Here is a 22,306-nt window from a genome sequence, read left to right as displayed (position 1 = left end):
CCACTGGGCGTCCGTCAGATCTCCCCGAGCCATGGATCAAGATCATCGCATGACCTTGATCCACTTCTGAAACAGGCCCTAGTGCCGTGCCCGGCCCTCAGCCGTCCTGGACGACACCGCCCCTGGGCTCGGTGAGCCGGCTCTCGTCGGCGGCGTCGCCGGTGCGGGCCTCGGTGCGGTGCGAGCGCGCGAGGTAGTCACGGAGGATCAGCTCGACGGCGTCCTGCGGGTTCCTGGTGCCGGCGAGGAGCATCAGCTCGATCGCGAAGTCGGCTTCCAGGGAGACGGTGACCTTGGCCATGGCGGCAGGATACGGCTCCGCCCCCGGAGCCGACCAGGTCTCCGGGGGCGGTGCTTCGGGCCGTCGGATCAGCACACCGTCGTCAGACGCGGCCCGCGAAGTCGGGGGCCCAGTTGGCGATGGTCTCGGTCTTCACGCCGGCGCGGGGGTTGGCCGCCTCGACGTACTTGCCGCCGCCCAGGTAGATGGCGACGTGGTAGACGCCGGAGTTGGCGCCGTTGTTGGACCAGAACAGCAGGTCGCCCGCCTGGAGGTTGTCCAGCGAGACCCGGGTGGCCGCGTCGGCCTGGTCGTTGGCCACGCGGGGCAGGGAGATCCCGGCCTGGCGGAAGGCCGCCTGGGTCAGGCCGGAGCAGTCCCAGCCGCCGTTGCTGCTGCCGCCGTAGACGTAGGCCTGACCGACCTTGGAGAGCGCGAAGTTGAGCGCCGCGGCCTTGGATCCGGTGGCGACGGTCGTGGTCTGCTCGGTGGCGGACTTCTTCGCCTTGGTGCTGGTGGTCGACGAACCCGACTGCGGGGCGGCCGACTTGGGGGCCGGAGCCGGCGCCGGGGTGGCCACCGCGACGTTGCCCAGGACCAGCTGCTGGCCCGGGTAGATCATGTCCGGGCCCTCGGGGAGCTGCCCCTTGTTGAGCTCGTAGAGCTTCTCCCAGCCGCCCTCGACGTTCTGCTGCTGGGCGATGGTGGAGAGCCAGTCCCCGGCCATCACGGTGTAGCTCTTGGCCGAGGCGGAGGAGGTGGCCGGGGCAGCCGCGGGCTGCTCGACGGGGGCCTGCGGGGCTGCGGCCCGCGGGGCCGCGGTGGTGGCCGAGGAGGTGTCGACCTGGGCGGCGGCGCCGCCCTTGGTCAGGCCCGCCTTGACGGAGCAGACCGGCCAGGCGCCGGGGCCCTGGGAGGCGAGCACCTTCTCGGCGATCGCGATCTGCTGCGCCTTGGTGGCCTGGTTGGCCTGCGCCGCGTACTGCTTGCCGCCGAACTCGGCCCAGGTGCTGGAAGTGAACTGCAGGCCGCCGTAGAAGCCGTTGCCGGTGTTGATCGACCAGTCGTTGGTGGACTCGCAGGCGGCGACCTTGTCCCAGGTGGAGACGGAGGCGGCCGAGGCGGAGCCGGCGGTGAGGGTCGGGATGGTGAGGCCGATGCCCACGACGCCGGTGGCGGCGATGAGTCGGCGGGCACGCTTGGAAGTGGTGCTGGACAGCACGAAGACGCGTTCCTCTCCCACGCCTGCGAGGTGAGCTGTCGGATTCGGGCTGGAGTTGCCCGGCCGTGCCTGAGCACGGCTTCACCCCAAGCCTGAAATCGGTCATATACGACCGAAGTCAGGCGACTTACCTGTGGTTCCCCCGCCCCTGCCGCGGTGCTGATGAGCTGCCGGCCCGTCCGGCGGCAGGATTCGGCGTTCCGGAGGGGCTGGGTCCGTGTGGTCACGAACAGGGCGTCACGTTAGGCAGAGTTAAGTTCAAACCGCAAACCCCTGTGACGGTGATCATGGTTTCTTTACCGACTCTTCATGAAGCGGAAGCTGTCGATCCGGAAGTCGATTTCGATCGATTCTGTTCAAATTCCTTGCGGTGAAAGGGATTTGCCTATGCTTCGGGTCATGCGGCACGCGAGAGGGCCCCAGCCGGGCCCGGCGGACAACGGATCGGCGAAGGTCAGCCGGCGGAAGCTCCTCATCGGCCTGGCGATCGGCACCGCCCTGGCGGCGGTCGGGGTGGAGGAGGTGGTCCGGCGCGCGGGCAGTACTCCTGACACCCCCTCGGCTGCCCCGCCGCCACCGCCGACGGAGACTCCGCATACGCACGGCGCCTCGCCGGCCGCCTCTGACATCCCGTCCGCCTCGGCCTCCGCCACACCGGGTGAGTCCCCCTCGGCCGCGCCCTCGCCCGCCGAGACGGTGCGGCCGCGGAACTGGTCCGACCCGGCGGGCTGGAGCGGCGGCGCCGCCCCCGGCCCCGGCGCGGCGGTGCGGATCACCGACCACGTGGTGCTGGACGGCGACGTGACGGTCGGTTCGCTCCTGGTCGAACCGTCAGGTTCGCTCACCTTTGCCCCGGATCGTCCGGTTTCACTCACCGCCCACGGCAACGTCGAGGTCCGCGGCGCGCTCACCCTCGCCCCGCAGTCCGCCGCCACCGTCCACGCCGTCCGCTTCCCCACGGTCGACGAGGGCCGCTTCCAGGGCGGCGGCATGGCCCTGGTGGCGAGCGACACCGGCCTCTGGGTCACCGGCTCCGGCCGGCTCCGCCTGGCGGGCGCCCAGCGCACGGCCTGGGTCCGCGCGGCCGGCCCGCTGAAGGCCGGTGACACCAGCATCCGGCTGGCCGCCGCCCCGGCCGGCTGGCAGGTCGGCGACGAGCTCGCCGTCACCCCCACCGGCACCCCCGACGCCGAGGGCTTCTCCGAGCGCTACGACCACCGCACCGTCGCCGCCGTCAGCGGATCCACCGTCAGCCTGGACGGCCCGCTCCGGTACGCCCACCCCAAGGTCACCACCGGCGGCGGGGTGAGCGTCGGCGCCGAGGTGCTCAACCTGACCCGCAACGTCCGGGTCGAGGGCACCGAGAAGGGCCGCGCGCACGTCCACATCACCAGCAACCAGCGCGCCGACGTCCGCTACGCCGCGCTGCGCTGGATGGGACCGCGCTCGGCGGGCAAGGAGAAGTGGGCCGGCAAGCCGGTCACCGAGCCGGTGCTCGGCCGGTACGGGCTGCACTTCCACATGCTCGGCGACACCGCCCGGGGCACCGTGGTGGAGGGCGTGGTGGTCCGCGACACCGGCAGCCACGCCTTCGTCCCGCACAACTGTCACGGCATCACCTTCCGCTCCTGCATCGCCCATCAGACCTGGGAGGACGCCTACTGGTGGGACGGCCCGCTGGACACCCGCACCCCGCAGGGCCCGTCCAACGACATCACCTACGACAGCTGCGTGGCCTCCCGCACCCGGTTCGACCCCAACCCGCGCGGCTACCGGCTGACCGGCTTCAGCCTCGGCGCGGGCAAGGGCGGGGTGGCCCGGGACTGCGTGGCGGTCGGCGTCCAGGGCGCCAACGGCGCCTCCGGCTACGAGTGGCCGGAGACCAGCGAGGGGGTGTGGACCTTCGAGCGCTGCCTGGCCCACAACAACCTGGAGAACGGCATCTTCGTCTGGCTGAACGCCGAATTCCACCACACCGTCGGCCAGTTCGTGGCCTACCACAACGGCGGCTGGGGCATCGAGCACGGCGCCTACCTGAACGACTTCGACTACAACGGCACCGTCCTGTACGGCAATGCGGCCGGCGGAGTGGCGATCCACGCCCTCGGCCGGGACAAGGGCACCGTCTTCGACGGCCTGCTGATCGACGCGGCCGGCCAGTCGGACTACGCCGTCTCCACCGCGCTGCACCAACTCCCGGGCGAGACGGTGCAGGTGACGCGCAGCAAGTTGACGGGCTACCGGAAGGCGGGCGTGGCGCTGCGCGCGGTGGACGGCGGGGCGCCGGAGGACATCGCCATCCTGGACTGCGAGTTCAGCGGCGCCGAGCTCTGGCTCGACCCGAAGCTGCCGGCCCCGAAGCGGGTGGTGCTCCGCAAGGCCGGGGCGGAGCAGGCCCAGGAGATCCACCTCTCGGGCGCCCCGACCCCGACCACCAGCGCCGTGCCGCCGCGCGCGGTGGTCACCCCGAGGATCGCCCTGCGGGACGCGGCGCCGGTCTCCTGAGTCCACTCATGGCTGGACGCGACGGGGCCCCGTACGGTTGCGAACCGTACGGGGCCCCGTCGTACTGCCGGGTGCCGGAGCGTCAGGCCCCGGCCTCCTGCTCCTCGAAGACGGGCTGCGGGAGCGCCGCCAGGTAGGCCGAGGCGATCAGCTGGCCGACGGCCGGGTAGGCGCCGAGCGGGGCCGCGCTCGGGCAGCCGGCCTCCTCGGCGGCGGTGGCCAGCAGCTCCGGGTCGACCTCGGGGCCGATCACCAGCGGGGCCAGCGCCGGGCGCTGGGAGCCGGTCGCCTTCAGGTGGTTGACGGCGGCCAGCACCGAACCGGGCACGTCGAGGGCGGCGCCGACCACCGGGACGGCCAGGCGCGCGGCCAGCAGCACACCGGTGATCTCGGCGGCCTGGGCGGCGGCCTCACCGCCGGCGGTGGTGAGCACGATGCCGTCGGCGGCGGTCGCGATGGCGAACAGCCGGGCCCGGTCGGCCCGGGCCAGCCCGGCCTCGGAGAGCCGGACGTGGACGGCCTCGGCCAGCAGCGGGTGCGGGCCGAGCACGTCGGTCACGGTGGCGCCGTGCGCGGCGGCCAGCTCGTGAAGGCCGGTCAGGAAGCCGTGCGGGCCGGGCAGGAGGGGTACCAGCACCGGAGCGGGCAGCCCTGCCTCGGCGGCCCGGGCGAGCAGCCCGGCCACGGTGGGGGCGTCGTCCTGGGCACCGTCCAGGTAGGCGGCGGCGGTCTCGACGCCCGGCTGCTCGCCGCGCACGATCGAGAGCAGTTCCTCGACCACGGGGCGGGTCTCCGGCCCGGCGGTGGCCGGAACGGCCAGCACCAGCGTCGGCGAACCCGCCGGGATCTCCGGCCGCTCGGGACGGCGGTGGCGCCCCCGCGCACGGGAGCCTGGAGTACGTACGGGCAGTGCCGGGCCCGGGATGGCTGCTGTGCTCATGGCGGAGATCGTAGGACATCTCCCCCCACCGGCCACAGCCGGGCCGGAGTCCGGACAGTGATCGGCGTCACAATCCGACAGAGGTGACGGACCGTGAGCCATCTCGTGAGACCCCCGAAGATCGACAACCCGCTGGAGTTCGAGTACGCGCAGTTATCGGTATGTCCACGATTGGCCCGCGTTTGTCCTGATACGGGGCGCCAACTCGCTTGGCGAGCGCGCCTGCTGACGGAATGATGCCCGCCTTGCTGCACGCGCAAACACCCGTGCTGATGCACGTGCACTGGAGCTATCATCACGTCAAGTGAGGCGAACGCCTGTCACGTCGGGGAGAATCCACCATGCAGAACACCACGTACAACGGCATGCCGTCCGCCGAGCTGGAGGGTGTGGTCTGGCAGAAGAGCCGCCACAGCAACTCGCAGGGGAACTGCGTGGAGTTCGCGGCCCTGCCGGGTGGTGACGTCGCGATGCGCAACTCGCGCTTCCCGGACGGCCCGGCCCTGGTCTACACCCGCGCGGAGATAGCGGCGCTGCTGCTCGGCGCCAAGGACGGGGAGTTCGACCACCTGGCCGGCTGACGGACCGCCGGACCGGGACGACACCCGGGGCAACAGGGGCCGTCGCGAGGGGATCGCGGCGGCCTTTCGTCGTGTCCGGGCCCGGCAGGACGTCAGCCGGGCCCGACGGGGTGTCAGGGGACGGGGCGTCAGGCCGAGCGCCGGTGGCGGCCGGTGGTGCCGGCCTGGGCGGCGGCGACGGCGGCGTCGGCCTCGAAGACGGCCCAGACCACCTTTCCCGCGCCGGCCAGCGGGTGCCAGCCCCAGGAGCGGCTGAAGGAGTCCACCAGGTGCAGGCCGCGGCCGGACTCGGCGACGAAGTCGGGCTCCCGGGCCACCGGGCCCTGGCTGCTCGGGTCGCTGACGGCACAGACCACCTGGGGAGAGCGGTGCACCAGACTTATTCGGATCGGCAGCAGGCGTGCGTCGGCCCGCGGCTCCACGGTACGGTCGGGACCTGGCTGCATCGGCAGCCGGACCGCGTCGGGGTGCCGGCGGCCCTCCGCCGACGCGGCGTCAGGCCGCTGGAGCAGGGCGTGCCGCAGCGCGTTGGTGACCAACTCCGAGGCCACCAGCGCGATGTCGTCGAAGAGGGGAGCGAGCCCCCAGCCGTGCAAGGTCTCCCTGGCGAACTCCCGGGCCGTCTTCACGGCCTCGAAACGGGGAGCGAGGGTGCAGCTGACCACGTGCGGGTCGGCCGCGATGGCCGTACCGGTGCTCATGAAGAGCTCCTCCCATAAGGGGGCGGACACGGCGGGACCCACCGGGGTCATGCCGGTCACCTCCGACTCGCTCGGCCGCGCGGACACCGGGCCGACGAACCACGTCCGCACACGGCGATCCGGCCACGCGGGGGCGCGGCCGGTGGCGTGTGCGGAATCGCGCGTGGGGACGTCGACACGGTGCCCGCGGGGGTGCCAGGGGTGTGCAGGTGCACGTGCACCATGGTCCCGTGCGCACACTGCGGATGCAAGAGTCGATTCACGTGCAGTCGCACCTTTGGCATATGCAAGCGCCGGATGCACGTGCATCCTGGGAGGGCCGGAGCAGAAGTGGCAGATTGATCAGTCAGTACCGGCACCCAGAGCGCTCAACTGATGGCAGACTGTGCGCTGTTTGCTCACGGCGGAGGTTTGACGGCAATGACCACAGTCCAGCCCGGTGGCGGTTCGATGGTGCGCCGGATCCTGCTCGGCTCGCAGCTCCGCCGGCTCCGGGAGTCCCGGGGCATCACGCGTGAGGACGCCGGCTACCAGATCCGCGCCTCCGAGTCGAAGATCAGTCGCATGGAGCTCGGTCGCGTCTCCTTCAAGGAGCGCGACGTGGCCGACCTGCTCAGCCTCTACGGGGTGGACGACGGCGCCGAGCGCGAGGCGCTGCTCGGCCTGGTCCGCGAGGCCAACAAGTCCGGCTGGTGGCACAGCTTCAACGACGTGCTGCCCGGCTGGTTCCAGACCTACGTCGGTCTGGAGGAGGCGGCCGCCCAGATCCGCACCTACGAGGTGCAGTTCATCCCCGGCCTGCTGCAGTCCGAGGAGTACGCCCGCGCGGTCTTCTCGCAGACCCGCCCGGTGATCACCGAGGAGGAGCTGGAGCGCCGCCTCAGTCTCCGGATGCGCCGTCAGAAGCTGCTCAGCGACGGGCCCGGCCCGCGCCTGTGGGCGGTGATCGACGAGGCCGCGCTGCGCCGCCCGGTCGGCGGCCCGAAGGTGATGCGCGCCCAGGTCCAGTACCTGCTCGAGGTGGCCGAGCAGGCCAACGTGGTGATCCAGGTGATGCCGTTCCGCTTCGGCGCGCACGCGGGGGAGAGCGGCGCGTTCTCCATCCTGCGCTTCCCCGAGCAGGACCTGGCCGACGTGGTCTACCTGGAGCAGCTCACCAGCGCGCTCTACCTCGACAAGCGCGACGACGTGGACGCCTACGTCCAGGTGATGGAGCGCCTGTGCGTGGACAGCCTGACGCCGGAGCAGACCAAGGACCTGCTCACCCGGATACTGTCCGGCAACTGATCCGCTTCTCGCGCGCTCGTCAGCGCAATCCCATGTCCCTTGCCCTGACGCATTCCTGACACATCGTCAGCTCCTGGCCCGGCTCAGACCCGGGTCGGCGGCTGGTAGCGCGGCGGCGCCTCGGGCTGCGGCGGCCGGCCCGACTCCCAGGCCAGGCCGTAGCGGTAGAACAGGTCCGCCCGGATCGGGGGCAGCGAGACCGCCGCCCCCGGCAGCAGCAGCCCGATCACCCCGCCCATCAACGCGCTGCGCAGCACCGCGTGTTCGGCCTCCGGGTCGGCCGCGCCCCAGGCGGCCAGCAGCCCCTGGAGGATGCCGCCCAGGGTGCGCTGCTCGGGGTCCTTCACGAACGCGCCCACGTCCGGGTCGAGGATCAGCGCCAGGTGCGAGCGCATCACCCGCGGGTGGTCCAGCGCCAGCCCGAGCACCGCGTCGATCGCCTGGGCCAGCCGCGCCTCCGGCCCGGTCCCCTCGGGCAGCTCCGCCAGCGAGGCGGAGAGCGTCCGGTGCATCATCCGGTGGGTGGCCGCCTGCATCAGCAGTCGTTTGCTGTCGAAGTAGTACGTCAGCAGCCCCCGTGCCAGCCCCGCCCGCTCGGCGATGTCGCCCAGCGTGGTCTTGGCGTACCCGTGCAGGTCCACCAGCTCGACCGTCGCCTGCATGATGCGGAGTCGGGAACGTTGGCGCATTTCCTCGTTGACCGATTCCCCGCGAGGTGCCATCGTGTCTGCTCCGTACGTTGATTGGCTCCCGGCCAATATACTGTGCGGGAGCCGCTCGCCGGGCCCTTCGGCCTCCGGCGTACGGCGACGGGGCCGGGTCCACCAACACGGGGGTTTGGTGGACCCGGCCTTCGTCATGAGCGCCCTCGGGGGTCAGCCCCGGGTCAGCTCCGGGTCAGCTCCTCGGCCGGGGTCCCGGCGGCGGTGCGGGTGTAGTCGTAGTCCGGGACCGCCGCCGCGGCCGGCGCCTTGCGCCGCTCCAGCGCCACTCCGGCGGCCGCCACCACGAAGCCCACGAGCGAGATCCCGGTGACCAGCAGCAGGGCCGGGCGGTAGCCGTCCAGCTGGGCAGCGGCGCTCTCCCCGCCGCCGCTGCCCGCGGTGATCACGGCCGTGACGGCGGCCATCACCAGGGCGCTGCCGACCTGGAAGGCGGTGTTCACCAGACCGGAGGCCAGGCCCTGCTCCTCGTCGTCGACCCCGTTGGTGGCCGCGATGTTGACCGAGGGGAAGCCGAGCGCGAAGCCGATGCCGAGCAGCACCATGCTGGGCAGCACCAGGCCGGTGAAGCTGCTGTGCTCGTCCAGGCGGAGGAAGAGCGCGTAGCCGAGGGTCAGCGAGAGCACCCCGAGCACCATCAGGCGCCCGGTGCCGAAGCGGTCCACGATCGCGCCCATCTTGGTGGCCGAGAGGGCGACCAGCGCACCGGCCGGGAGGAAGGCCAGTGCCATCTCCAGGGCCGTCCAGCCCAGCAGCCGCTGGAGGTAGAGGGTGGCGATGAACTGGAAGCCCGCGTAGGAGCCGAAGAGCGCCAGCGCGGTCAGGTTGGCCCGGGCCACGCCGCCGTTGCGGAAGATGCCGAGCCGCACCAGCGGGTGCGCGGTGCGCTGCTCGATCACCAGGAAGGCCGCCGCGAGGGCCGCGACCAGGACCAGCGAGCCGACCGTGCGCAAGCTGCCCCAGCCCGCGCTCTGAGCCTCCGTCACGGTGAAGACCAGCAGCAGGAGCGAGCCGGTGCCGGTGACCGCGCCGGCGATGTCGTACCCGGCCGAGCCGCGCGGCGGGCGGGGCTGACGGGGCAGCAGTTGGTAGGCGAAGGCCAGCGCGATCAGCGCGACGGGAACCGGCATCAGGAAGGTCCAGCGCCAGCCGGCCGAGGTGAGCAGGCCGCTGAGCACCAGGCCGAGCGAGAAGCCGCTGGCACCGGTCACGGTGTAGATGCTGAGCGCGCGGTTGCGGGCCGGGCCCTCGGCGAAGGTGGTGGTGATGATCGACAGTCCGGCCGGGGCGGTGAAGGCCGCCGCCACGCCCTTGATGAAGCGCGCCGCGATCAGCAGCCCGCCGTCGTCCACCAGGCCGCCGAGCAGGGAGGCGGCGGCGAAGACGGCGAGGGCGATCAGGAAGACCTGGCGGCGGCCCAGCAGGTCGGCCGCCCGGCCTCCGAGCAGCAGCAGGCCGCCGTAGCCGAGCACGTAGCCGCTGACCACCCACTGGAGGGTGGAGGTGGAGAGCTGGAGGTCGGTACCGATCGAGGGCAGTGCCACGCCGACCATCGAGACGTCGAGGGCGTCGAGGAAGAGGGCGGCGCAGAGCACGATCAGGGTGCCCCAGAGCCGGGGGCTCCAGGCTTCGTCGCCGTGCACGGACGGGGCGTCAGGGGAGTTGGCGGGAGCGGCGGTTGCCGATGGCTCTCGTGCTGTGGTCATGGGGAGGACACTTCCATGCACGTGCATTCAATGCAAGTCGATTTAATGTGTGAGCAATAAGTTCATGCGCATGTGGTACGGTGGCCGCGTGTCAGAACCCGATGTCCCCCTGGGCGGGGCGAACCTGGTCTCCGACTGGCGCGAGCTGCTGGCCCGTCAGGCGGCCACCGCCTGCGCGCTCGACCGCGAGCTGGGGGAGCGGCACGGGCTGGGCATGAGCGAGTTCGAGGTGCTGGAGCGCCTCTACGAGGACGAGCAGAAGCCCCTGCATGAGACGCGCCTGCGGGTGCAGGACCTCTCCGCCCAGGTCCACCTGAGCCAGAGCGCCCTCTCCCGCCTGATCGGCCGCCTGGAGAAGGCCGAGCTGGTCGAGCGGGCCATGTGCGCCTCGGACCGGCGCGGCATCTACGTCACCCTCACCGCCGCCGGCCGGCAGCGCTACGAGGAGGCCCGGCCGGTCCACCGCGAGGTCCTCGCCCGCACCCTCGGCGGCGGGTGCCAGGACGGCTGAGGCTCCGTCAGGTCCCCGGGATACTCCGTCAGGCCGTCAGGCCGCCGTGCCCAGCCGGATCAGCTCCCGGACCAGGGCGGCCGTCCCCTCGGGGAGGGGGGTCGAGCCGTTCGCCAGCAGGATTCCGGCCAGGCCCGCCTCCGGCGCGACCAGCACGGCGGAGCGGAAGCCCGGCACCGAGCCGGTGTGCCCGGCGAAGCCCGGCCCGGCGCCGTCCGCCGCGCCGGCCGCCGGGCGGTCCGGCCAGAGTTCCAGGCCCAGGCCGTAGCACCCGTCCGGCACCGCCGGACGGCGCATCTCGGCCAGCGTCGCCGCGCCCAGCACCCCGTCCTGACCCCCGGTCAGGAACGCGGCCCAGGGCACCAGGTCGTCGAGGGTGGACCAGTGCTGCCCTGACGGGGACATCACGCCGAAGTCGTACGACGGGACGGCCGTGGGCGCGCCGGTCTCCGGGTCGGCCGCCCAGCCGGTGGCGGCCGGTGCCGCCGGCAGCCGGGTGGTGCGGTGCATCCCCAGCGGACGGAGCAGCTCGGTGTGCACGCACTCGGCCCACGGGGCCTCCCGGTGCCGCTCCACCAGGGCGCCGAGCAGGGTGTAGCCGACGTCCGAGTAGTGGTGCACCGCGCCCGCCGGGTGCAGCGTGGGCGGCTGCCCGAACAGCCCGGCGGGGAAGTCGTCGGTGCCGTCCCGGCGCCAGGTGTCCGGCGGGCCGCCGGGCAGACCGGAGGTGTGGGCGAGGAGATGGCCCACGGTGGCGGCGCCGACCGGCTCCGGCAGACCGGGCAGGTGGTGCGCCAGCGGGTCGTCCAGGCCGAGCCGTCCTTCGTCGCGCAGCCGGAGCACCAGGGCGGCGGTGAAGGTCTTGGTGATCGAGCCGATCCGGAACTGGGTGTCGGTGCTCGCCGGCCGGCCGTCCACGGAGCCCGTGACGCCCCGCCAGAGCGGTCGGCCGTCCCGGAGCAGGACGGCGGTCGCCGCGGTCGCGCCGAGGGCGGTCCGGGCCGTCTCCAGGCGACGGTCGAGCAGGAGGCGGGCTGCGGAGGCGAGTTCGTCGTTCACAGGAAGACGATAGGCGGGCGGGGCGCGGCCAGGGCGGCCGAATTCGGGATTGCCGGTGAACGTTCCTCCCGTACAGTGCGGTCGGTCCGGTGGCGGAGGAGCACGGGGAGGATCCGATGCTGGAGACGGCGCGGTCATGGGTCGAGGGGTGGGCGGTCTCCCGGCGGCTGGGCGAGCCGGTGGAGGTGCCCTGGGGGCTGCGGGTCGAGGTCGGGCGGCCGAGGGAGACGGTCCGTCACGTCCTGCTCGGCGCGGACGCCTCCACCACCCGCGAGTTGGCCGCCTCGGTCACCGAGCCCGCGGTCTGCGTCAAGGGGTTCCTCCCGGCGGAGACCCTGGATCCCTGCTTCCCGGCCGACGACTGGCTGCCGCTCGATCCGTGCTTCCTGATGGCCGCCGACCTGCGCCCGTCCCGGGTGAGGCCGCCGGACGGCTACACCCTCGTCCTCTCGACCGACGGCGGCCTCGCCGTCCGCCTGCTGGCCGCCGACGGTTCGCCGGCCGCCTCCGGCCGGGCCGGCCTGACCGGAGCGGTCTGCGTCCCCGACCGGATCTCCACCGAACCGGCCCACCAACGGCGCGGGTTGGGGACGGTGGTGATGGGCGCCCTGACCGACGCGGCCCTCGCGGCCGGTGCCTCGACCGGCGTCCTGGGCGCCACCGTCCAGGGCCGGGCCCTCTACGAGAGCCTCGGCTGGCGGGCCCTGGCCCCGCTGACCGGGTACGTCTCCCGACCCCGTGGGGAAACCAGGTGGCAGGCGCCCCCGGCGCGGTGATCCTCGGCCGGTGGACACCGCACCGGATCCCCTCGGCCTACGACTGCGCCACCCGCCGTTCGGCGAGGGCCACTTGGACGTCCGGCTCCGACTCGCCTCAGAGCAGGCTGGCCAGGCCCGGAGCGGCGGCGAGCAGGACCGCCGCCGCCGGGGCGGCCAGGGCGGCCACCGTCAGGCGCAGGCGGTGGGCCACCGGCAGGCGGGGGGCGCCGGCGAGCAGGCGGTCGACCCGGCGGGGGGTCTCGGCGAGGTGCTGGGGGGCGCAGGCGGCGCCGAAGACGCCGCGGCCGTTGTTGATCTCGACCAGGGCGAGGGCCGTGGTCACCCGGCCGTGGCGGCGGGCGGCCCGGTCGTCGGCCGCCAGCTCCACCAACTCGCCGACCTGGTCCCGGAAGGCGGAGAAGACCCCGACCCCCGGGAAGCCGCTCGCCAGCGCCTGGGCGGACTGCGCCAGCCAGTGGTGCCGGTGCCGGACGTGCCCGCGCTCGTGGCTGAGCACCGCCGCCAGCTCACGGTCCGTCAACTGCTGGAGCGCCCCGGTGGTCACCACCAGCCGGGAGGACGGCCCCGGCAGCGACCAGGCCTCCGGGCGGACGTTCTCCAGGACCACCAGCCGCTCCCGCCCGGTGCCCTTGCGGGCGCCCAGCCCCGCGGGAAACTCCGGTGCGCGGTGGGCGAGTTCGGCGGAGCGTCGGTCGCGCAGCGCCCGGGCCGAGCGGACCTCGCGGGAGAGCGAGTACGCCGTCCACAGCCCACCCGCCGCCAGCAGCGCGGCGGTCAGCCGCCCCCACCCCTCGGCGTCGGCCAGGCCGTAGGCGGCTTCCACCCCGTGCGGGGCGGTCGAGAACAGCAGGCCCCGGACCGGCGGCAGCGCGGCCGAGGTGGCCAGCAGCAGGGCCAACAGGCAGCACAGCAGCACCGCCACCACCAGGCACTGCCACACCAGCAAGGCCAACACCGGCTCCCGGTCCGCCCACCGCACCCGCGCCAACAGCCGCGGCGCCACGGTGGCCAGCACCGCCCCCAGCACCAGCAGACCGAACAGAGCCGTCATGGCAGCAACCTACGCGCTCCACCGCCCCGGGAGAACCCGCTCCGGCCCAACATGACCCACGGCACACCGCCTGGGCGCGTACTGCGTCGCTGCCTACATGGTCAGCAGCATCGCGAACATGCCGACGCCCATGGCGGAGCGGCAGGCGCGGGAGACGTGGGCGGAGACGGTGAAGGTGTGGCCGGTGGGGGTGGTGAGGAGGCGGGTGCCGGTCCAGACGGTGTAGCTGCCGAAGTAGAGGAGGAGCAGGCCGGTGAGGAGGGGGAGGCCGGCCGCGCCGTGGTGGGCGGCGGGGGAGAGGGCGGTGTAGGCCATCGCGGCGGAGCCGACGGCGTGGTGGAGGCGGTGGCCCGGGTGGTGGCCGGGGTGGCGGCCGCCGAGGAGGGTGGCGGCCAGCATGTAGGCGGTGAGGCCGGCGAAGAGCCAGCCCCAGAGGGGGACGGGCCACAGGGCCATGCCGGCCATGCCGAGGCCCATCGCGGCCTCGGTGGCGTCGGCCTCCCGCTGCCCGCCCCGCCGTAGGCGGTACAGGCAGTAGCCGGCCGTGCCGCCCGTGACCGCCGCGAGCAGTGCGTTCACCAGTACCGGTCCGTGCACAGCAGTGCCCCCTCCGTACGCGATCCCGCCCCACCCGGTCCACGATCACCGATCGGGGACGGGCGGAGCAGGGCGTGAAAGGGGGCGCACTGAGGTGTGACGGGTGGTCAACTGCCGGGCGTGAGCCGTCCGGAGGCGACGATCCGCCGGAGGAACTGGCGGGTCCGGTCCTGCTGCGGGTCGCCGAAGACCTGCTCCGGCGGGCCCTGTTCGAGCACCACGCCGGAGTCCAGGAAGCAGATCTGGTCGGCCACCTCCCGGGCGAAGCCCATCTCGTGGGTGGAGAGCACCATGGTCATCCCCTGCTCCTTCAAGTCCCGGACCACGCCGAGGACTTCGCCCACCAGCTCGGGGTCGAGCGCGGCGGTGACCTCGTCCAGCAGGAGCAGCCGGGGCCCGGTGGCCAGGGCCCGGACGATGGCGGCCCGCTGCTGCTGGCCGCCGGAGAGCCGGTCGGGGTACTCGCGGGCCTTGTCGGCCAGGCCGAGCCGGGCGAGGAGTTCGAGGGCGTGCGCCTCGGCCTCCGCACGCTCCCGGCGGTGCACCCGGCGCGGGGCGAGGGTGACGTTCTGGAGCACGGTCAGGTGCGGGAAGAGGTTGTAGGCCTGGAAGACCACGCCGATCCGGCGCCGGACGGCGTCCTGGTCCACCGCCGGGTCGGTGATCTCCTCGCCGTCCAGGAAGACCGCGCCGTCGTCCACCTCCTCCAGCAGGTTGGCGCAGCGCAGCAGGGTCGACTTGCCGGAGCCGGAGGCCCCGATCAGCGCGGTGACGGAGTGGGCGGGCACCGAGAGCGAGATGTCCCGCAGCACCACCTGGTCCCTGCCGTACGACTTGCGGACCGATTCGAAGCGGAGGACGGGGGTGTCACTCACACGGCACCTCCCTGGAGCTGACGGCGGTTCATCCGCTGGCTGATCCAGTCGGTGAACCGGGTCATCGGGATGGTGAGCAGGATGAAGACCAGCGCCGACACCAGGTACGGCGTGTAGTTGAAGGTCCGGGAGGTGATGATCTTCGCGGCGAAGACCGCGTCGATCACGCCGCCGATGGAGACCAGGCCGGTGTCCTTCTGCAGCGAGACCAGGTTGTTCAGCAGCGGCGGCACCACCCGCCGCACCGCCTGCGGCAGGATCACGTACCGCATCGCCTGCGCGTTGGTCAGCCCCAGCGAGCGGGCCGCGGCGCGCTGGCTCGGGTGGACGGACTGGATGCCGGCCCGGAACACCTCGGAGACGTACGCCGAGTAGGTCAGCACCAGGGCGGCCCCGCCGAGCACCAGCGGGTCGGTGGTCACGCCGGTGAGCCGGAGCGCGGGCACGCCGGTGATCATGACGAGCAGACAGATGATCATCGGCAGGCCGAGGAAGAAGTCCACGTACGCGGTGGCCAGCAGGCGCACCGGCAGGAAGACCGGGCCGCGCAGGGTGCGCAGCACCGCCAGCAGCAGGCCGAACACCAGGATCAGCACCCCGCAGACCAGCATCAGGGTGAGGTTCACCTTGAGGCCGGCCAGCACCTCGGGCAGGGCCTGGCGGGCGTAGTGCGCGTTGAAGAAGGTCTGCCGGGTGCGCTCCCAGCCGGGGGAGTTGACCACCACCACCGCCAGCACCAGCGCGGTGAGCGCGGTGCTGGCGGTGGCGATCAGCGCCGAGCGGCGGGCCCGGCGGCGCCGGTGCGCCTCCCGGGCCAGCCGCCGCTCGGACGGCCGGTACTCCTCGTCCTTGTCCAGCTGCGCGGTGGTCACTTGAGGACCGGTGCCGAGACGGCGTCGGAGAGCCACTGCTTCTCCAGCTTGGCCAGCGTGCCGTCGGCCCGCAGCGCGTCCACGGCCTGGCTGACGCAGCCGGTCAGCGCGCTGCCCTTGTCCAGCGCCAGCCCGAACTGCTCCCCGCCGGATCCGCCGGCCGCCGTCTCCAGCTGGCCGATCACCTTGGCCTCGGTCACCTCGGCGCCGGTGATGTAGAAGGCGGTGGGCAGGTCGACCACCAGCGCGTCGATCTGACCGTTCTTCAGGGCGGTCTTCGCCAGGTCGTTGTCGTCGAAGACGGCGGGCTGGGCGGACGGCTTGATCTGCCCGGTGATCGCGGACAGGCTGGTCGTGCCGACCTGGGCGCCGAGCTTGACGTTCTTGAGGTCGGCCAGCGAGGCGGCGCCGGCCGCCTTCGAGCCCTTGAGCGCGACCACGGCCTGCCGGACGTCGTAGTAGCCGGAGGAGAAGTCCACCGACTGCTTGCGCTCGGCGCTCACCGAGATCTGGTTGACGTCGAAGTCGAAGTCCTTGGCGCCGGGCGCGAAGGCCTTGTTGAAGGGGCTGACCACCCAGCTGACCTTGTCCTTGGGGTAGCCCAGCTTCTCCGCCACCGCGTAGGCCACCGCCGACTCGAAGCCCTTGCCGTTCTCGGGCGCGTCCTCGGAGAACCAGGGGTCGTAGGCGGGCTTGTCGGTGCCCACCGTCAGGGTGCCGGACTTCTTGGTGGCCAGCTTGCCCGCCTCGCAACTCCCGGCGGCGGAGGGCGACTTGGCCTCCTCCTGGGGAGCGCAGGCGGTGAGCAGCGCGGCGGCCGCGAGCAGGGCGGCCACGGGGGCGAGGAGGGCGGGGCGGACGGCCGGGGTCATGGCGGGCTCCAGGGGCAGGGGGTGAGGACGTGCCAGGAAGAGGACTGTCCGTCGGGAGGGCGCGGCCAACCGGGTCAGCAGCGGTGGCGTGGCGCGGGGGCGGCGGGCATGGTCGGCGTACGGCACGGCCGCCGCGGTGCCTCCCGACGGGGTGTCAGCGGCGGGGCGTCAGCAGGCGCCGCGACAACAGGAAGGCACCCGGATCAGGTCGGGGTGGCAGCAGGCCACGTGGATCACCGCCGGGAGCATGGCGGGAGATTCGCACCCCATCGGCCCCACTGTCCACAAAGTCCACGTGACTGTCCGCATCGTGGACGGCACGGATGTCACCTCAGTGTCGGGGGGACCCCCCTTGAACAGGAGAACCTTTCGAATCTATGGTGTACCTGTCGAAATAACTCCTGTCTAAGTGGGTCTCTGATGCAGAATCTTTCGCCCAAGCTCGTCGAGGCGGCCGACCTCTCCGGAGCAACCCCGGCCGGCCACGCGGCGCACCCCGCCTGGATCCGGCTCAAGGAGGCCGTCGAGGCGCTGCGCCCGTTGCAGGCCAAGGACGGCTCCATCGACCTGTCCGCGGTCCAGCGCTCCACCGTCGACCCGCTGGTCGAGTCGGTGCTCGGCGCGGTCGAGGAGCTCGCCCCGCTCTTCCCGCACGACGCCGCCTACCTGACCGCCGTCCTGGCCGACCTGCGCAAGTGGGCCGACACCGGCTACCGCGAGCCCGACTTCCTGGACTCGCTGCTGGCCTTCCAGCCCGCCGAGCAGCGCGAGGACGGCCTGGAGCACCTCGTGGTGTTCCCGATGTACACCCAGAACGGCAACCCGAACCGCAACCTCGAGGCCGTCCTGCTCACCGTGGTCTGGCCCGAGTGGCTGGCCGAGCTGGAGCGCGAGCGCTTCGACAACCCGATGTTCGTGCCGATCACCTTCACCGACTTCACGGCCGGCTACGACACCAACTCCGCGGTGCTCTTCCCGGAGACCGTGGCGGTCCGTCAGGCCCCCGAGCGCTTCACCTGGGGCGGCATCTTCTGCGACCGCGAGGCGGCCCGCTTCCGCGCCGTCTCCACCAGCGCGGTGCGCCAGCTCGGCCTGGAGATCCCCGAGGACGCCGTCGGCCTGCTCGCCGACCAGCAGCGCGCCCAGCAGACCTTCGTGCTCTGGGACCTGGTCCACGACCGCACCCACAGCCACGGCGACCTGCCGTTCGACCCGTTCATGATCAAGCAGCGCTCGCCGTTCTGGATGTACGGCCTGGAGGAGCTGCGCTGCGACCTGACCGCCTTCAAGGAGGCCGTCAAGCTGGAGGCCGAGGGCTACCCGCAGGGCCGCGACGTCCAGTACGCCATCCTCTTCGACCGGATGTTCCGCTTCACCGTCTCCGGTGACCGGGTGCGCAACTACGACGGCATGGGCGGCCAGCTGCTCTTCGCCTACCTGCACAAGCACGACGCGCTGCGCTGGCGCGACAACCGGCTCTCGATCGACTGGAGCCGGGTCGCCGAGGTCACCAACGCGCTCTGCGCCGAGATCGAGACCCTCTACCGCGACGGCATCGACCGCCCGAAGACCGCCCACTGGATCGCGGCCTACGAGCTGGTCTCCCGCTACCTCACCCCCCACCCGGCCTCCACCTGGGCCAAGGGCACCGAGGCGCTGCCGCTGGACATCGCCGAGGACAAGGCGCTCCGCAAGGCGCTCTGCGACGCGGTGCTCCCTGACGAGTTCCCGCTCTCGATGTTCTTCGAGGCCCTGTCCAAGAAGCTCGGCGGCGTGATCGCGGCCACCACCGGCATCACCGGCGCCAGCGCCGACCGTCAGGAGATCGCGGCATGAGTGACCGTCAGTTCGAAAGCCTCGAAGGCAAGGTCGTCGCCGTCGCCGGAGCCACCGGCCCGGCCGGCCGCGCCACCCTGCGCCGCCTGGCCACGGCCGGCGCCACCGTGATCGCCGCCGACATCGACGGCCAGGCCCTGGACGCCGCCCTGGACGCGCTGCGGGTCACCGTCCCGGACGCCAGGATCTCCAGCCAGGTCATCGACCTGCTCGACCCCCAGGAGGTCCACGACTGGGCCGACCACCTGGAGAACGAGCACGGCCACGTGGACGGCGTCTTCCACCTGGTCGGCGGCTGGCGCGGCAGCAAGACCTTCTTCGACAGCCGCATCGACGACTGGGACTTCCTGCACGACCGCGTCGTGCGCACCCTCCAGCACACCTCGCTGGCCTTCCAGCCCGCGCTGGTCCGCAGCGAGGCCGGCCGCTACGCGATGATCTCCGCCTCCGCTGCTCACAAGCCGACCGCCGGCGGCGCCGCGTACGCCGCCGCCAAGGCCGCCACCGAGGCGTGGACGCTGGCCATGGCCGACTCCTTCGCCAAGGAGACCACCGCCCCCGACGGCGTCCCGACCGCGGCGGCTGCGATCCTGGTGATCAAGGCCCTGGTCACCCCGGAGATGCGCGCCGAGAAGCCCGACGCCAAGTTCGCCGGCTTCACCGACACCGCCGACCTGGCCGACGCCCTGGCGTCCCTCTGGGACCGCCCCGCAGCAGAACTGAACGGACAGCACCTGTGGCTGACAGCCCGATGAACGAGCACCAGACGGACGCGGTCCGCCGCCACGACCCGGCGGTCCGCGGCTTCGCCAGCGACAACTACGCCGGCGTCCACCCGGAGATCCTCGCCGCCATCGCCCTCGCCAACGACGGCCACCAGGTCGCCTACGGCGAGGACCAGTACACCGAGCACCTCCAGGAGGTGTTCCGCAAGCACTTCGGCCCCTCCGCCGAGGCGTACCCCGTCTTCAACGGCACCGGTGCCAACGTGGTGGCCCTCCAGGCCCTGCTCCCGCGCTGGGGAGCGGTGGTCGCCGCCGAGTCCGCCCACATCAACGTGGACGAGTGCGGCGCCCCCGAGAAGATCGCCGGCATCAAGCTGCTCACCGTCCCCACCCCCGACGGCAAGCTCACCCCCGAGCTGATCGACCGTCAGGCCTGGGGCTGGGGCGACGAGCACCGCGCCCAGCCGCTCGCCGTCTCCATCACCCAGAGCACCGAGCTCGGCACGCTCTACACGGCCGAGGAGATCAAGGCGATCTGCGACCACGCCCACCAGCACGGCATGCTCGTGCACCTGGACGGGTCCCGGATCGCCAACGCGGCCGCCTCGCTCGGCCTGCCGCTGCGCGCCTTCACCACCGATGCCGGCGTCGACGTGCTCTCCTTCGGCGGCACCAAGAACGGCCTGCTGCTCGGCGAGGCCGTGGTGGTCCTCAACCCCGAGCGGGTCAAGAACCTCAAGTACCTGCGCAAGATGTCGATGCAGCTCGCCTCGAAGATGCGTTTCGTCTCCGTCCAGTTCGAGGCCCTGCTCAGCGGCGACCTCTGGCTGCGCAACGCCTCCCACGCCAACGCCATGGCCAAGCGCCTGGAGGCCGCCGTCTCCGGCATCGACGGCGTCACCCTGGTCCGCCCGGTCCAGGCCAACGCGGTCTTCGCGATCCTCCCCCGCGAGGTCAGCGAGCGCCTGCAGAAGCGCTACCGCTTCTACTTCTGGGACGAGCACACCGGCGAGGTCCGCTGGATGGCCGCCTTCGACACCACCGAAGCCGACATCGACGCCTTCGCCACCGCCATCGCCGAGGAGATGAGCCGGGCCTGACGCCCCCTCACCCCGCCCGAGAACGCCCCCGCCGTCACCCCGTGACGACGGGGGCGTTCGGCGTCAGCCGGGAAGGTCCTCCGGCTCCGGCGGCAGCCGCATCCAGCCCCGGGAGACCCGGACCTCGTCCTCGACCCGGTCCATGAACCAGACACCGGGCGGATTCGCCGCGTGTCTGTCGGCGGCAGGCCCGCTGAACTGCCAGGATCCGCTCACATGATGGACCGTCGTGCACTGATCACCGCCCTCGTCGCGGCCCCCGCCATGGGCGTCCTCGGCGCTGCCCCGCCGGCCGCCGCGGTTCACGCCGCAGACCTCTACGACTCGAACACCGCGCTGTACGCGGACCCCGCGCTGGTGGAGGGCGTCGACTACGGGCGCCGCCTGCGCCGCCACCTGGTCGACGACCAGGACCCGGCCTCGGCCGCGATCCCGGTCCGGACCACCGTCATCGCCCCGCACGGCGGCGGCATCGAGGGCGGCACCTCCGAACTGTGCCTCGCCATCGCCGGGTACCCCCCGGCCGGCCCCGGCGCCACGGCACCCGCCGGGCCCCTGCACGACTTCTGGATGTTCGAGGGGCTGCGCGCCTCCGGCAACGACGCACTGCACGTCACCTCGACGCACTGCGACGACCTGACCGTCCGCGCGATGTGCGCCGGCAGCCTCAACGTCGTCTCCGTGCACGGCTGCACCGCCGCCCACGCGGGCCTGGAGCCCGGCGCCGCCGCGGTCCTGATCGGCGGCCTCAACGCCACGCTGCGTCAGTACCTGGCCGAGGAGTTCGCGGCGGCCGGCATCCGCGCCGCCACCGCGACCGGGGAGATCGCCGGCGTCCACCCGCAGAACATCTGCAACCGCAGCCTGCTCGGCGCGGGCGCGCAGCTGGAGCTCACCACCGAGCTGCGCGCCGCGATGTTCGCGCCCGGCAGGAACACCCACCTCGCCCGCGCGGCCAACACCCTGCCGCTGTTCCGGAGCTTCGCCGCCGCCGCCCGCACCGCCGTCCAGCGCCTGGAAGCCACCCAGCCGGTCCGCTGAACCATTCGGCGGCTCTCCGGTTCCGCTGTCACATTCGGTGGTGCTGTGTCGTCCTCCCCCCGACAGCGGCTACGGAAGGGGCACGATCATGCAGTCGAAGGCCATCCTCGTGTGCGACTCGGTCTCGCACGGAAACACCCGGCGAATCGCGGACGCCATGGCGGAGGTCCTGCACGCCGAGGTGCTCACCCTCGCGCAGGCCGACCCGGCGGAGCTGGCCACGGCGGACCTGGTCGGGTTCGGCTCGGGAGTCTTCAACACCCGGATGCGGCCCGCCCTTTCGGACCTGGTCCGCTCGCTCCCGCCCGGCCCGGGGCGGGCCGTGGTCTTCGCCACCAGCGGCTTCCCCGAGCTCCCGTTCGCCCCGTTCACCCGCCCCCTGGTCCGCCTCCTCGAAGCCGGCGGCCGTCAGGTGGTGGGCACCTTCACCTGCCGCGCCCTCGACACCGCGGCCCCGTTCAAGCCCTTCGGCGGCCTCAACCGGCACCGCCCGAACGCGGCCGACCTGGCCGGCGCCAGGGAGTTCGCCCGGCGGGTACGCGGCTGAGCGCCGCGCCGGGCGGAGGAGCTACTGCGAAGCCCGCACGGCGGCCCCGGCGGAGGCCACGTCCAGCTCGCCCTCCTCCCACCGGCCCTGCCGCGAGACGAGGCCGATGAGCGCGAGCTCCGCGGCGCGGTCCCGCACGGCGTACTGCTCCAGCGTCTCGTCCCCGAACTCCCCCGACTCGTCCCGGTCCCACGCGGCGACCGCCGCCTCGGCCAGGGCCTTCGGCAGACGCACCGTCACCGGACCGGCCTGGGCGTCGACACAGCCCCCGACCGCGGCTGGTGCCGAGGCCGGCAGGGTTCGCCCCGGCACGCCGCCCGGCACGCACTCTCGCCGCACCGGGCGAAGGCCCGAGTAGATCCGCTACGCGTGGCCTTCACCCGGCACGCCGAGAGCACGCACCGAACGACGCGACGGGGCAAACCCCGCCGACCGCGGCACCAGCACCTTCGAGTCCTCGCGGTACCTGGCGTACTGCTCCTGATCGCTCATCAGGC

At 72.7% G+C, this 22,306-nt stretch carries 25 protein-coding genes and 1 riboswitch; of the genes, 10 read left to right on the top strand and 15 right to left on the bottom strand.

Features of this window, described 5'->3' with window-relative positions:
• Positions 1-97: 97 nt before the first annotated feature.
• Together ACZ6ZR_RS35915 and ACZ6ZR_RS35910 are read right to left on the bottom strand one after the other, a co-directional pair.
• The gene (locus ACZ6ZR_RS35915; protein WP_465649779.1) at positions 98-301 is read right to left on the bottom strand and encodes a hypothetical protein; all 204 of its coding nucleotides are present in this window, start codon (positions 299-301) and stop codon (positions 98-100) included.
• Between the two features lie 82 nt (positions 302-383).
• On the bottom strand, positions 384-1,523 hold the full coding sequence (locus tag ACZ6ZR_RS35910) for a transglycosylase family protein (RefSeq protein ID WP_465649778.1): 1,140 nt from the start codon (positions 1,521-1,523) through the stop codon (positions 384-386).
• A riboswitch (cyclic di-AMP (ydaO/yuaA leader) is annotated at positions 1,510-1,710 on the bottom strand. Its footprint overlaps the gene before it by 14 nt.
• Positions 1,711-1,901: 191 nt before the next feature.
• Between ACZ6ZR_RS35910 and ACZ6ZR_RS35905 the strand changes: the two genes are divergently transcribed.
• Entirely contained in the window at positions 1,902-4,007 is a 2,106-nt protein-coding gene (locus ACZ6ZR_RS35905) for a hypothetical protein (protein ID WP_465649776.1), read from the top strand.
• An 82-nt stretch (positions 4,008-4,089) separates the two neighbouring features.
• Here the strand turns inward: ACZ6ZR_RS35905 and ACZ6ZR_RS35900 are convergent, their stop codons facing one another.
• Positions 4,090-4,947, bottom strand: coding sequence for a sirohydrochlorin chelatase (locus ACZ6ZR_RS35900; protein WP_465649774.1), 858 nt, complete (start codon positions 4,945-4,947; stop codon positions 4,090-4,092).
• Between the two features lie 341 nt (positions 4,948-5,288).
• Between ACZ6ZR_RS35900 and ACZ6ZR_RS35895 the strand changes: the two genes are divergently transcribed.
• Positions 5,289-5,528, top strand: coding sequence for a DUF397 domain-containing protein (locus tag ACZ6ZR_RS35895; RefSeq protein ID WP_465649772.1), 240 nt, complete (start codon positions 5,289-5,291; stop codon positions 5,526-5,528).
• 128 nt (positions 5,529-5,656) lie between these two features.
• Here the strand turns inward: ACZ6ZR_RS35895 and ACZ6ZR_RS35890 are convergent, their stop codons facing one another.
• A complete protein-coding gene (locus ACZ6ZR_RS35890; RefSeq protein WP_465649770.1) occupies positions 5,657-6,229 on the bottom strand; it encodes an ATP-binding protein in 573 nt (190 codons plus the stop codon).
• A gap of 420 nt (positions 6,230-6,649) precedes the next feature.
• On the opposite strand from ACZ6ZR_RS35890, the gene ACZ6ZR_RS35885 reads away from it, so the two are divergent.
• A complete protein-coding gene (locus ACZ6ZR_RS35885) occupies positions 6,650-7,516 on the top strand; it encodes a helix-turn-helix domain-containing protein (RefSeq protein ID WP_465649768.1) in 867 nt (288 codons plus the stop codon).
• Positions 7,517-7,599: 83 nt separating this feature from the next.
• Here the strand turns inward: ACZ6ZR_RS35885 and ACZ6ZR_RS35880 are convergent, their stop codons facing one another.
• On the bottom strand, positions 7,600-8,178 hold the full coding sequence (locus tag ACZ6ZR_RS35880) for a TetR/AcrR family transcriptional regulator (protein ID WP_465649766.1): 579 nt from the start codon (positions 8,176-8,178) through the stop codon (positions 7,600-7,602).
• Between the two features lie 224 nt (positions 8,179-8,402).
• The gene (locus tag ACZ6ZR_RS35875; RefSeq protein WP_465649764.1) at positions 8,403-9,944 is read right to left on the bottom strand and encodes an MFS transporter; all 1,542 of its coding nucleotides are present in this window, start codon (positions 9,942-9,944) and stop codon (positions 8,403-8,405) included.
• 88 nt (positions 9,945-10,032) lie between these two features.
• Between ACZ6ZR_RS35875 and ACZ6ZR_RS35870 the strand changes: the two genes are divergently transcribed.
• Positions 10,033-10,455 (top strand): MarR family winged helix-turn-helix transcriptional regulator, encoded by a 423-nt coding sequence (locus ACZ6ZR_RS35870; RefSeq protein WP_465649762.1) that lies wholly within the window; start codon positions 10,033-10,035, stop codon positions 10,453-10,455.
• A gap of 36 nt (positions 10,456-10,491) precedes the next feature.
• On the opposite strand, the gene ACZ6ZR_RS35865 is transcribed toward ACZ6ZR_RS35870, so the two are convergent.
• Positions 10,492-11,514 carry a serine hydrolase domain-containing protein gene (locus ACZ6ZR_RS35865; RefSeq protein ID WP_465649760.1) on the bottom strand — a complete coding sequence of 341 codons (1,023 nt, stop codon included), beginning with the start codon at positions 11,512-11,514 and terminating at the stop codon, positions 10,492-10,494.
• 116 nt (positions 11,515-11,630) lie between these two features.
• Here ACZ6ZR_RS35865 and ACZ6ZR_RS35860 point away from each other — a divergent pair, with 116 nt between their 5' ends.
• The gene (locus ACZ6ZR_RS35860) at positions 11,631-12,290 is read left to right on the top strand and encodes a GNAT family N-acetyltransferase (RefSeq protein ID WP_465649758.1); all 660 of its coding nucleotides are present in this window, start codon (positions 11,631-11,633) and stop codon (positions 12,288-12,290) included.
• 97 nt (positions 12,291-12,387) lie between these two features.
• On the opposite strand, the gene ACZ6ZR_RS35855 is transcribed toward ACZ6ZR_RS35860, so the two are convergent.
• The 5 genes from ACZ6ZR_RS35855 to ACZ6ZR_RS35835 form a co-directional block, all read right to left on the bottom strand.
• Positions 12,388-13,344 carry a M56 family metallopeptidase gene (locus ACZ6ZR_RS35855; protein ID WP_465649756.1) on the bottom strand — a complete coding sequence of 319 codons (957 nt, stop codon included), beginning with the start codon at positions 13,342-13,344 and terminating at the stop codon, positions 12,388-12,390.
• 93 nt (positions 13,345-13,437) lie between these two features.
• Positions 13,438-13,923, bottom strand: a complete 486-nt coding sequence (locus tag ACZ6ZR_RS35850; RefSeq protein WP_465649754.1) for a DUF5134 domain-containing protein — start codon at positions 13,921-13,923, stop codon at positions 13,438-13,440.
• A 125-nt stretch (positions 13,924-14,048) separates the two neighbouring features.
• A complete protein-coding gene (locus ACZ6ZR_RS35845) occupies positions 14,049-14,816 on the bottom strand; it encodes an amino acid ABC transporter ATP-binding protein (protein WP_465649753.1) in 768 nt (255 codons plus the stop codon).
• Positions 14,813-15,688: an amino acid ABC transporter permease gene (locus ACZ6ZR_RS35840; RefSeq protein WP_465649751.1), complete on the bottom strand. Its 876-nt coding sequence runs from the start codon at positions 15,686-15,688 to the stop codon at positions 14,813-14,815. The genes ACZ6ZR_RS35845 and ACZ6ZR_RS35840 overlap by 4 nt, the downstream gene beginning before the upstream one ends.
• Positions 15,685-16,560: an ABC transporter substrate-binding protein gene (locus tag ACZ6ZR_RS35835; RefSeq protein ID WP_465649750.1), complete on the bottom strand. Its 876-nt coding sequence runs from the start codon at positions 16,558-16,560 to the stop codon at positions 15,685-15,687. The genes ACZ6ZR_RS35840 and ACZ6ZR_RS35835 overlap by 4 nt, the downstream gene beginning before the upstream one ends.
• 420 nt (positions 16,561-16,980) lie before the next feature.
• On the opposite strand from ACZ6ZR_RS35835, the gene ACZ6ZR_RS35830 reads away from it, so the two are divergent.
• The 3 genes from ACZ6ZR_RS35830 to ACZ6ZR_RS35820 are packed head-to-tail and all read left to right on the top strand — an operon-like array spanning position 16,981 to position 20,221.
• Positions 16,981-18,396 (top strand): DUF6421 family protein, encoded by a 1,416-nt coding sequence (locus tag ACZ6ZR_RS35830; protein WP_465649748.1) that lies wholly within the window; start codon positions 16,981-16,983, stop codon positions 18,394-18,396.
• Positions 18,393-19,151, top strand: coding sequence for an SDR family NAD(P)-dependent oxidoreductase (locus tag ACZ6ZR_RS35825; RefSeq protein ID WP_465649746.1), 759 nt, complete (start codon positions 18,393-18,395; stop codon positions 19,149-19,151). Before ACZ6ZR_RS35830 ends, ACZ6ZR_RS35825 begins: the two co-directional genes overlap by 4 nt.
• A complete protein-coding gene (locus ACZ6ZR_RS35820; RefSeq protein WP_465649744.1) occupies positions 19,148-20,221 on the top strand; it encodes a threonine aldolase family protein in 1,074 nt (357 codons plus the stop codon). The genes ACZ6ZR_RS35825 and ACZ6ZR_RS35820 overlap by 4 nt, the downstream gene beginning before the upstream one ends.
• Positions 20,222-20,284: 63 nt before the next feature.
• Here ACZ6ZR_RS35820 and ACZ6ZR_RS35815 read toward each other — a convergent pair whose 3' ends face one another.
• Complete coding sequence (locus ACZ6ZR_RS35815; protein WP_465649742.1) at positions 20,285-20,437, bottom strand: hypothetical protein; 153 nt, start codon at positions 20,435-20,437, stop codon at positions 20,285-20,287.
• Between ACZ6ZR_RS35815 and ACZ6ZR_RS35810 the strand changes: the two genes are divergently transcribed.
• The gene (locus tag ACZ6ZR_RS35810; protein WP_465649740.1) at positions 20,438-21,262 is read left to right on the top strand and encodes a poly-gamma-glutamate hydrolase family protein; all 825 of its coding nucleotides are present in this window, start codon (positions 20,438-20,440) and stop codon (positions 21,260-21,262) included.
• Positions 21,263-21,350: 88 nt separating this feature from the next.
• Entirely contained in the window at positions 21,351-21,809 is a 459-nt protein-coding gene (locus ACZ6ZR_RS35805; protein WP_465649738.1) for a flavodoxin family protein, read from the top strand.
• A gap of 21 nt (positions 21,810-21,830) precedes the next feature.
• On the opposite strand, the gene ACZ6ZR_RS35800 is transcribed toward ACZ6ZR_RS35805, so the two are convergent.
• Positions 21,831-22,049, bottom strand: coding sequence for a hypothetical protein (locus tag ACZ6ZR_RS35800; RefSeq protein ID WP_465649736.1), 219 nt, complete (start codon positions 22,047-22,049; stop codon positions 21,831-21,833).
• Between the two features lie 123 nt (positions 22,050-22,172).
• Positions 22,173-22,301 carry a hypothetical protein gene (locus ACZ6ZR_RS35795; RefSeq protein ID WP_465649734.1) on the bottom strand — a complete coding sequence of 43 codons (129 nt, stop codon included), beginning with the start codon at positions 22,299-22,301 and terminating at the stop codon, positions 22,173-22,175.
• Positions 22,302-22,306 lie beyond the last annotated feature (5 nt).

The organism is Kitasatospora sp. NPDC088742 (genome assembly GCF_055584905.1).
This window is presented reverse-complemented; position numbering and strand designations above follow the sequence as displayed.

Bases quoted from the DNA above. Each gene is read 5' to 3' on its own strand.
- ACZ6ZR_RS35915 (WP_465649779.1), bottom strand. From the start codon at position 301: ATGGCCAAGGTCACCGTCTCCCTGGAAGCCGACTTCGCGATCGAGCTG.
- ACZ6ZR_RS35905 (WP_465649776.1), top strand. From the start codon at position 1,902: ATGCGGCACGCGAGAGGGCCCCAGCCGGGCCCGGCGGACAACGGATCG.
- ACZ6ZR_RS35900 (WP_465649774.1), bottom strand. From the start codon at position 4,947: ATGAGCACAGCAGCCATCCCGGGCCCGGCACTGCCCGTACGTACTCCA.
- ACZ6ZR_RS35895 (WP_465649772.1), top strand. From the start codon at position 5,289: ATGCAGAACACCACGTACAACGGCATGCCGTCCGCCGAGCTGGAGGGT.
- ACZ6ZR_RS35890 (WP_465649770.1), bottom strand. From the start codon at position 6,229: ATGAGCACCGGTACGGCCATCGCGGCCGACCCGCACGTGGTCAGCTGC.
- ACZ6ZR_RS35885 (WP_465649768.1), top strand. From the start codon at position 6,650: ATGACCACAGTCCAGCCCGGTGGCGGTTCGATGGTGCGCCGGATCCTG.
- ACZ6ZR_RS35880 (WP_465649766.1), bottom strand. From the start codon at position 8,178: ATGCAGGCGACGGTCGAGCTGGTGGACCTGCACGGGTACGCCAAGACC.
- ACZ6ZR_RS35875 (WP_465649764.1), bottom strand. From the start codon at position 9,944: ATGACCACAGCACGAGAGCCATCGGCAACCGCCGCTCCCGCCAACTCC.
- ACZ6ZR_RS35860 (WP_465649758.1), top strand. From the start codon at position 11,631: ATGCTGGAGACGGCGCGGTCATGGGTCGAGGGGTGGGCGGTCTCCCGG.
- ACZ6ZR_RS35855 (WP_465649756.1), bottom strand. From the start codon at position 13,344: ATGACGGCTCTGTTCGGTCTGCTGGTGCTGGGGGCGGTGCTGGCCACC.
- ACZ6ZR_RS35835 (WP_465649750.1), bottom strand. From the start codon at position 16,560: ATGACCCCGGCCGTCCGCCCCGCCCTCCTCGCCCCCGTGGCCGCCCTG.
- ACZ6ZR_RS35830 (WP_465649748.1), top strand. From the start codon at position 16,981: ATGCAGAATCTTTCGCCCAAGCTCGTCGAGGCGGCCGACCTCTCCGGA.
- ACZ6ZR_RS35825 (WP_465649746.1), top strand. From the start codon at position 18,393: ATGAGTGACCGTCAGTTCGAAAGCCTCGAAGGCAAGGTCGTCGCCGTC.
- ACZ6ZR_RS35820 (WP_465649744.1), top strand. From the start codon at position 19,148: ATGAACGAGCACCAGACGGACGCGGTCCGCCGCCACGACCCGGCGGTC.
- ACZ6ZR_RS35810 (WP_465649740.1), top strand. From the start codon at position 20,438: ATGATGGACCGTCGTGCACTGATCACCGCCCTCGTCGCGGCCCCCGCC.
- ACZ6ZR_RS35805 (WP_465649738.1), top strand. From the start codon at position 21,351: ATGCAGTCGAAGGCCATCCTCGTGTGCGACTCGGTCTCGCACGGAAAC.
- ACZ6ZR_RS35795 (WP_465649734.1), bottom strand. From the start codon at position 22,301: ATGAGCGATCAGGAGCAGTACGCCAGGTACCGCGAGGACTCGAAGGTG.